The following is an 8444-nucleotide window of genomic DNA, read 5'->3' as shown; positions in this document are numbered from 1 at the left end:
CACAAAAATAGGATAAAAATACACAAAAATAGGATAAAAATACGCAAAAAATCAATAACGCTCACGCATCAACACGCATATTAAAGATTTCTGCCAGACCTGCAATATCTGGCTCACCATATTTCGCAACCAATTGCATCCAACGATTAGCATTGTCTTCGCCAAATCGCGCAGCCTTGCGACGATAAGAATCGACTGTCAAAAAACGAGGAGGTATCGATTTGCTGTTATATTTATCCGCAACCATAACAATTTCTTGCTCAACTGTTTGCGGAATATAGTCTTCAGCAGGAAGAGACAAATTTTGCGCAATAACTTGCTCTCGAGTTAAGCCAACTCCAGTATGATTGCGCGCAAATTGCGCAGCATCCTCACTAAAACCATTATCAATTAAATATTTATATCCGCGCAAGCCATGCAAAATATAATTCGGACCATCAAAGCGCAATATACCACCAGCGTTGCTACTGCCATCACTTTCAAGCACAAAATACGTGCCAATATCGTGCAACAATCCACCTATTAAAGCTGCGTATTCATCAATATACTGTTTTGGAGCTAAGCCACCACTAAGCGCAGGTAATATTGCATAACTATCTCCGACAAGCTCCTGAAGGCAATTTTTTGCTATTTCAGCACGCTTACGCAAAGTTTCACTCATTTGAGCAGCACGATTTTCAGCGGACAAAAGCATATTGCAATGATGAGCAATTTGCCAAGCAATTGTTGAGATTACAACACAATGACCGTGAATAAGCTCATAAGCAGCAGAAGATGGTGCAGTTGCACTATGCAATTTCTCTACTTCACCAAAATCAGGTAAATCAGCGAGTTTTATCGAGTTGCAATTAAGTATACTTTCTGCACCATTTTCCATTTTAAGGCTCTTCCTTAAGATTCTTACTTAAGATTATTTTTTGCACTCTTTTCAGTTGCTGCACTCTTTTCAGATTTCACACTATTCGCATCATTGGCACGAGCAGCATCCTCCACAGCCTGCACAACAGCATGCGTTACATTCGCTGCATCGATATTTGCTCCATCTTTATTAGGCTTCTTCACGCTAACTTTTTTTGTCTCTTTAATTGGAACTGGGCTAATTTTCCCAGTATTGGCAAGTTTTTCGTTAGCAAACATCACATTAGCAGCAGCAATATCTCGTGCGTTCATAACAGCAGTCTGCTCCGCATCAGTAGGTCTGATATCTTTCACAACGTGAATATTAGTTTCAAGCGCTGAGGCACCTTGCAAAGATTGAACTGCTCGCTGAGAACAGTCTTCACGCTTCAAACGCGGAGGTCTGCGAGTAGAAATAAACAACGGCTGCACTTCAACAACCGGATTGTAAGGAGCCAAACCAAACCATTTAACAGGCGTACCAGCAACATGTCTAATTGCATATTTCATCTTTAAAGATAACGCTCCACGCACAGAAATATTAGATTCCGGCATCAACGCTTTGTGCAACAGAACATATCGAATTGGTCCAATATCTGGATCTGCATCAACCTTCGGATACACGGATTTTTGCTGAGGAAGTTCGCCCGTGTGCGACAAGTCATGCATAATTTGGTGAAGATACGCTGGTATAGAAGGCGACACTTTAAATCCGAGTTTAATTTTTACGCGGAATAAGTAGTCCGTACCGAAATTCTCTACACAATACTCACGAGTAAACGGAGCGTCATCTGTTTCTACAGAAACAGCCCACCAAGCTCTAGCACGCTTTGGATGGTCGGCAAAAATAGAGAAGAAGATTCCAGTATCGAGACGCTTCATTTCACAATCGGAAGTCAAATACACAATATTGTCAGCGAAATACGGAATACGGAAATCTCCGTGCAACTTATCTAGCACAGGTAGGAAATCTTTCGGTTTCATGTGCAAACGTTGCGAACGCTCAATTTTAGTTCCATCTTTCCAAGTGACCATAATGATCAAAATTGAAACACCGAGCAGCATAGTAAACCAGCCACCATGCATGAATTTCGCCATGGAAGCCACAAAGAACATCATCTCAATCATGAGGAATACGATTGCAAATATGAAGGCACCAAATCGCTTCTTTTGATACCACATGTGCACTGTGAGCAAAATAGTCGTAGCAAGCATAGTGAGAGTTAAAGCTAAACCGTACGCGCCAGAGATATGTTCAGAATCGCGGAATACTGCAAGAACCGTAATAGTGGCAACACACAGCACAACATTCACAACTGGAATATACAGCTGTCCACGAGTTCTAGCAGGATATCGCACTTGCAAATGTGGCATCCAATTTAGGCTTGTTGCCTCAGAAACCATTGTGTATGCGCCTGTAATCAGCGCTTGAGAAGCAATAATGCCAGCAGTAACCGAAAGAATAACGGCAACATATCGCACATTCGGTTCAAGCATTTGGAAGAACGGGTTCAAACCTTCTATTGACCATAATGCTTTATCGTTTTGATTTTTCAACATCCAAGCGCCTTGCCCAAAGTAATTCAGCAGCAAAGCAACTTTAATAAACGGCCAGGTTGCGTACACATTGCCTCTACCAACATGACCCATATCAGAATATAACGCTTCAGCACCGGTAGTAGAAAGGAAGATCACACCCATAACCGCTAATCCCTGCACATTATGCGTGCTAAACAGGAATTTTATGCCATGAATCGGGTTAAGTGCTTCAAAAATAGTCCAATCTCGGCCAATGTTCATGACACCAACCAGCGCAAGGAAAGCAAACCAAAGCATCACAACAATGCCAAATACTTTGCCAATTCGCTCAGTTCCGCGTTGCTGTACAGAGAAAAGTATGACGATTATAATAACCGTAATCATCATCGACAAATTCTCATTTTCTAAGAATATTGGCTTAAACACTGCAATAGTGCGCAAACCTTCAACTGCTGAAGAGATGGAAACTGCAGGAGTCAACACAGAATCTGCCAAAAACGCGGCTCCACCAATCATTGCCGGTATTGCAAGCCACGCGCCTTTTTTACGTAGAAGCGAATATAAAGCAAAAATGCCGCCTTCGCCTTTGTTGTCTGTTCTCATTGCAACAAATACGTATTTTACGGTTGTAATTAATGTGATTGACCAGAACAGTAGCGAAAGCATTCCGTAGATAGTCGCGCGATTTATGTTTTGTAAGCCGCCTTGACCTGCTAAAAATGTTTGCGCAGTATAAAGCGGAGAAGTACCAATATCGCCATAGACAACGCCAAGAGCAACAATTGCCATTCCCAATGTAAAACGATCGGAACTGGTTTGCAATTTTGCCCACCATCTACCTAACGGACCTCGTACTGCACTAGCAACAAGCTTTTCTGCTTCTTTTACCTCTTGCGCTTGCTGCTGAGCTATTACTTTGCGCTCTTCGCGTGTTGTCGTTTTTTTTGACACCTGAGGAGCCTTAGTAAACGAGGCAGCTCGCAATATAGCATCCTTAGTACCTTTTAAGGATTTAGTGCTTTTCTCGGAATCTTTCGCGCCGTTGCGAGGATCCTTTGTACTATCGTTTGATGGTACAGTAGTGCGTGACTTAGTCATGCTTAATTGTTCCTCCATATATGAGGTTTCTTCTTGATGCCAACAAGAAGTCGCATAAACCTCACACCTCACAGTTTTATTTCCGTACTTGGATATTGTATACAACAATAGTGCATCGCGCAAAAAATATTAAAAAATCCTTGAAAATTAAGGATTTTATATTCCTAAAATTCGTAAATTTTTCGCGTATTTTCGCGTGTAACTTTCGCTGCTTGCAATAACGATATATTTAGAACTTCAGAAAGTGTTTCTAGCGTATAAGGAACCATATAAGGCGCGTTTGGCCGTCCACGATACGGCATTGGCGTTAAATAAGGCGCATCCGTTTCAACAGTTATATGGTCTTTGCCAATAATTCGCGCAGATTCGCGTAATTCATCATTGCCTTTGTAACTTATCGTTCCAGAAAAACTTGCGTACCAACCGTGCTCTTTCAATATTTCGGCTAAATCCACACCACCAGCATAACTGTGAAATACTGTTCGCTCAGGAGCACCATCTTTTAGTAAGACTTTTACTACGTCTTCATGCGCATCACGATCGTGAATTTGTAAAGGTAAATTCAGCTCTTTTGCGAGCGCAATATGGTCGCGGAAAGCCTCTATTTGTGCTTCTCGCGCAGGCTCTCCCGTACGAAAGTAGTCTAAACCGGTTTCACCTATTGCCACTACTTCTTTTGGATGAGCAATTACTAGCGAGCGCAAATGTTGCATAGCTTCGTCAAATGGAATATCGTGATACGGCTTGTAAACTATCGGCAGTCCGTCAGGGCCTTTAGCTCCTTTGTGACCGTGTAATACTGCTTCGTTTGGGTGTATTGCTATTGCTGCGCGAACTGAATTTTCATGCGTTTGAGCAAACTTAATCGTCGGCTCCCAATCTGGATATTCACATCCGACTTCTAGCATGTGCGAAACGCCTGATGATTTTGCTTGAACAACTAAATCGTCTGCAGTAGGTTCCGCTATTAAATCGCGACCTTTTTCTGCTAATTCTTGATTCAAATTATGTGCAAAATCCACAACGCTAATCATGTGCGTGTGATCGTCTGCAATTGTTATTCCTTCTTGTAGCAGATTTTCCCATACTGCAGATTGCGTTGCTAAAGCCGGCGCCCAATTATGTTCGCGATGATGTTTACTCATATTTTTAAGTCTACTCGCAAACTCAACTGTCAATTTTTATTGAATGATAAGTATTTATAAAACTGCTTTGCGAATTGCATCATATTGCGATTTTACAAGACGATAATACGCTCCTCTTGCCTCCATAAGCTCGTTATGAGTGCCTTTTTCAACAATTTCTCCATGATCGATTACACAAATCAAATCCGCATTCTCAATCGTCGAAAGCCTATGCGCTATTACAAAAGATGTGCGATTTTTAAGTAATTGAGCTAATCCTGCTTGTAATGCTTCTTCTGTACGAGTATCAATATTACTTGTTGCCTCATCTAGAATAAGAATTCGCGGATTCGCAAGCAATACTCGCGCAAACGATATAAGCTGACGCTGACCTGCAGAAAGAGTGGCTCCGCGCTCTTCAATTTCAGTATCGTATCCGTTCGGTAATCCTTCAATAAATTCGTGAGCATGAACTGCACGCGCTGCAATCTCAATTTCTTCATCAGTGGCATCGAGCTTTCCATAACGGATGTTCTCGCGTACGGTTCCACTGAAAATAAAACTATCTTGCAACATTACGCCCATTTGTTTTCTAAGAGATGCGAGCGTTACTGAACGTACATCGTACCCGTCTATAGTAATCGAGCCTTCTGAAACGTCGTAGAATCTAGAAAGAAGACTTACGAGAGTTGTTTTTCCTGCACCAGTAGGTCCCACAAGAGCTACAGTAGTGCCAGGATTAACATGCAAATCAACCAAGTTTAATATTGGCCTTCCATCTTCTTCGTAACGGAAAACAACGTCGTTTACGTCTACTTTTCCTTCGATTTGAGGCAATTGAATAGCATCTGGCTTATCTACGATATTTGGCTTAATTCGTAGAGTTTCAAAAATTCGTTCCAAATAAACTGAGCACGTTACAAGTTGCGTATAGAAGTTTCCAATATTTACTACTGGATCCCAGAAAGTAGTCGAATACCAAACAAATGCTATAAGTGTTCCCGTGCTCACGTTCATTGCACCTAAGTTTGCTATGCCAGAGTAATACAAAAGCGCTATTGCTGCAGTCTCAATAATTGAAGCACCAGGCCAAAGTAACATTTGCACTCTAACGTTTCGCATCCAAGCACTTCTTACTTCTGCTTGTTGCTCTTGGAAAGTAGCGTATGCTGTAGCTTCTCGCGCAAAAGTTTGCGTTGTTTTTACTCCTGCGATTGATTCGTGCAAATACGCATTTAAATTACTTTGTTTATTTGATAATTTTTTAGACGCTTTTCTTTGCAAAATTTGTAAAGTTCGCGTCCAAATTATAAATATTGGGAATAGCGCTAAGCTCCACAAAGCCATTCGCCAATCTATAACAAACATTGTTATTAATGTAATAATAAGCACAAAAACGTCGGAAAATACGTTAATTAAACCAGACGAAAGCGTGTCAGAAAGCGTATTGATGTAGTTTACGATGCGAATCAGAATTTTCCCATGCGGACGCGAATCAAAATAATCAAAAGATAATGATTGAACATGCGTAAAAATATCGCGTCGCATGTCTTTGATTATCATCTGGCCGATGCGCGTAATTGCTAAAGTTCTGTACGCTAAACCAAGCTCATACAATATAATGAGCAGTGCGAATACGGCAATAATTGTATATAAATAATTGACGTTTTTCTGAGACAATACAACGTCGATTAGCGTTTTCGTAATCATTGGCATCGCTGTCATAATGATGCTGCCGCTAATAACTACCATAATTACGAATAGAAGTTTAGTAGCATACGGCTTCATATATTTTCTAACGCGCATAAGTTCGTGCACGTTTATGTGTTCTTCTTGACCTTCGTCTTCACGATAAGTATTACGTTGTGCCATTTCTACTCCCCCTTCGTTTCGAATCCTGCAGACCTGCCAGTTTTAAAGCCAAGTTGCTTTCTATAGATCTCCCAATACCTCCCGTGCGCTGCAACAAGCTGAGCATGCGTGCCGCGTTCAATAATTTTCCCGTGATCTAGCACAACAATCATGTCTGCATCTTTAACGGATGAGATTCTGTGCGCAATAGTGATTATTGTGCGCGTGCCATCAAGCTTTTTCAGCTCCTGCTGAATATGCTCTTCCGTTTCCATATCTACAGCAGAAGTTGTATCGTCCATAATCAAGATTGCAGGATTATTTGCCAACGCTCTAGCTAAGCTCAAACGCTGCTTTTGCCCACCAGAAAGACCTACCCCACGCTCGCCTACTACTGTTTCATAGCCTTCTGGCATATCCATAATAAAATCGTCTGCTGCAGCAATTGTTGCCATCGTGCGAATGGTATTATCTAATTCCTTACAATTTTCTTTAGTTTGAGGTAATCCAAAACTAATATTTCCTGCAATAGTGTCCGAAAATAGGAATGTTTCCTGCGCAACTATGCTAACTTGGTTACGAACAGTTTCTAACGGCCATTCGCGCACGTCTTTTCCGTCAATTAAAACACGACCACGCGTAGGATCATAGAATCTTGCTATAAGACTTACGAGAGTTGATTTGCCGGAACCAGTTTCACCAAGAATACCCAGTTTGCTTCCAGCAGGAACGTCTAAATCAATATCTTTTAAGATTGGAGAGTCTTGATCGTCTGGGAATGAAAAATCAACATGCTCAAAAGTAATTTTACCTCTAATTTTAACGGTTTCGTCCGCTTCTTTTGGATGTCTAATATGCGATTCTTGCGTAAGAAGTTTGCGAATATTCACGCATCCTGCGTTAAAACGCTGCCAATCATTAATAAGCCAGCCCACCATTCGTACAGGCATGTGTAGCATCCAAAGGAAGCTATTAAAAGTGACGAATGCACCTAAAGTCATGTTGCCATTCAAAACAAGCCATCCGCCGAAACCAACTGTTATAAGCTCAAGCACAAAACCCATGCCATCGAGCCAAGGCATGTATTTTTGAGTATTTTTTGCAAGCGTAATATTGCAATTAAAGTAGTCTTCGTTGCACTTATCGAATTTCTTAGTTTCGTAATCCTCACGCACGAAAGCTTTTACTACGCGATTCCCCTCGATATTTTCTTCCACCATTGAATTCATGCGCGCAAAGGATTCACGAATTGCAAGGAATTTCGGTCTAGCTTTTTTGCCCATAATTTTTGCGAGCAGAAACAAAAATGGCGTAATTGACATAAGTGCTAAAGCGAGCTTCCACTGAATTGAAAACATTATAACCAGCGCTAGCACGAACATTACTACACAATCTAACGCCATATACGAAACCCAACTTAAAATATGACGAATCGCGTCAGTATCCGATGTCATACGACTCATAATGTCGCCTGTGCGCGTGTGATTAAAGTACGTAAAATCGAGAGAATGAAGCTTTTCGTACTCGTCGCTCACCAGGCGATACACGGCATTTTGACCAAACTTTTCCATTAAAAGCTGGTAAATATACCTTGAGCCAACGCGAACAATCATCATTGCTACCATCAAAACGCATACGCTTATAAGCAAATTATGCTGTTTGCCAATAATGATTTTGTCTACAATAAAGCCCGAAAGCAACGGCATTGTCATTGCCATCGTGTCATTGATAATAAATAGAAAAATAGCAAGCCAAACTTTCCACATGTCCGGCTTACAGTATTGCAATACCCAGCGCACGTTACTCGCATCTTTGCGTTTATTCGGATTGACGTACATGCGCCAGCTTCTCCTTTGTTTCCGATTTTGCTTTTTGAGACTTAATTTTAAATTTATACTATTTTCTCACATTAGCATCTGTCTCTTATACACATCT

Annotated in this window: 5 protein-coding genes; all 5 read right to left on the bottom strand. The window is 41.1% G+C overall.

Features of this window, described 5'->3' with window-relative positions; translation table 11 throughout:
• Nucleotides 1-61 precede the first annotated feature (61 nt).
• The 5 genes from A5295_RS03980 to A5295_RS03960 all read right to left on the bottom strand — a co-directional run bounded on the left by A5295_RS03980 (nt 62) and on the right by A5295_RS03960 (nt 8347).
• On the bottom strand, nt 62-877 hold the full coding sequence (locus A5295_RS03980) for an HD domain-containing protein (protein WP_004107986.1): 816 nt from the start codon (nt 875-877) through the stop codon (nt 62-64).
• A gap of 23 nt (nt 878-900) precedes the next feature.
• Nucleotides 901-3534, bottom strand: coding sequence for a KUP/HAK/KT family potassium transporter (locus A5295_RS03975; RefSeq protein WP_064621759.1), 2634 nt, complete (start codon nt 3532-3534; stop codon nt 901-903).
• A 164-nt stretch (nt 3535-3698) separates the two neighbouring features.
• On the bottom strand, nt 3699-4679 hold the full coding sequence (locus tag A5295_RS03970; RefSeq protein ID WP_064621758.1) for a TatD family hydrolase: 981 nt from the start codon (nt 4677-4679) through the stop codon (nt 3699-3701).
• Nucleotides 4680-4733: 54 nt separating this feature from the next.
• Complete coding sequence (locus A5295_RS03965) at nt 4734-6530, bottom strand: ABC transporter ATP-binding protein (protein WP_004107992.1); 1797 nt, start codon at nt 6528-6530, stop codon at nt 4734-4736.
• A gap of 2 nt (nt 6531-6532) precedes the next feature.
• Nucleotides 6533-8347, bottom strand: coding sequence for an ABC transporter ATP-binding protein (locus A5295_RS03960; protein WP_033888404.1), 1815 nt, complete (start codon nt 8345-8347; stop codon nt 6533-6535).
• Nucleotides 8348-8444 lie beyond the last annotated feature (97 nt).

The organism is Gardnerella sp. 26-12, assembly GCF_001660745.1.
GTDB lineage: Bacteria > Actinomycetota > Actinomycetes > Actinomycetales > Bifidobacteriaceae > Bifidobacterium > Bifidobacterium swidsinskii.
Note: the sequence above shows the minus strand (reverse complement) of the source record. Positions and strands in the feature narration are given on the sequence as shown.

What these genes read in the sequence shown, in the direction of transcription:
- A5295_RS03965 (WP_004107992.1), bottom strand. Translation starts at nt 6,530, where the DNA reads ATGGCACAACGTAATACTTATCGTGAAGACGAAGGTCAAGAAGAACAC.
- A5295_RS03975 (WP_064621759.1), bottom strand. Translation starts at nt 3,534, where the DNA reads ATGACTAAGTCACGCACTACTGTACCATCAAACGATAGTACAAAGGAT.
- A5295_RS03980 (WP_004107986.1), bottom strand. Translation starts at nt 877, where the DNA reads ATGGAAAATGGTGCAGAAAGTATACTTAATTGCAACTCGATAAAACTC.
- A5295_RS03970 (WP_064621758.1), bottom strand. Translation starts at nt 4,679, where the DNA reads ATGAGTAAACATCATCGCGAACATAATTGGGCGCCGGCTTTAGCAACG.
- A5295_RS03960 (WP_033888404.1), bottom strand. Translation starts at nt 8,347, where the DNA reads ATGTACGTCAATCCGAATAAACGCAAAGATGCGAGTAACGTGCGCTGG.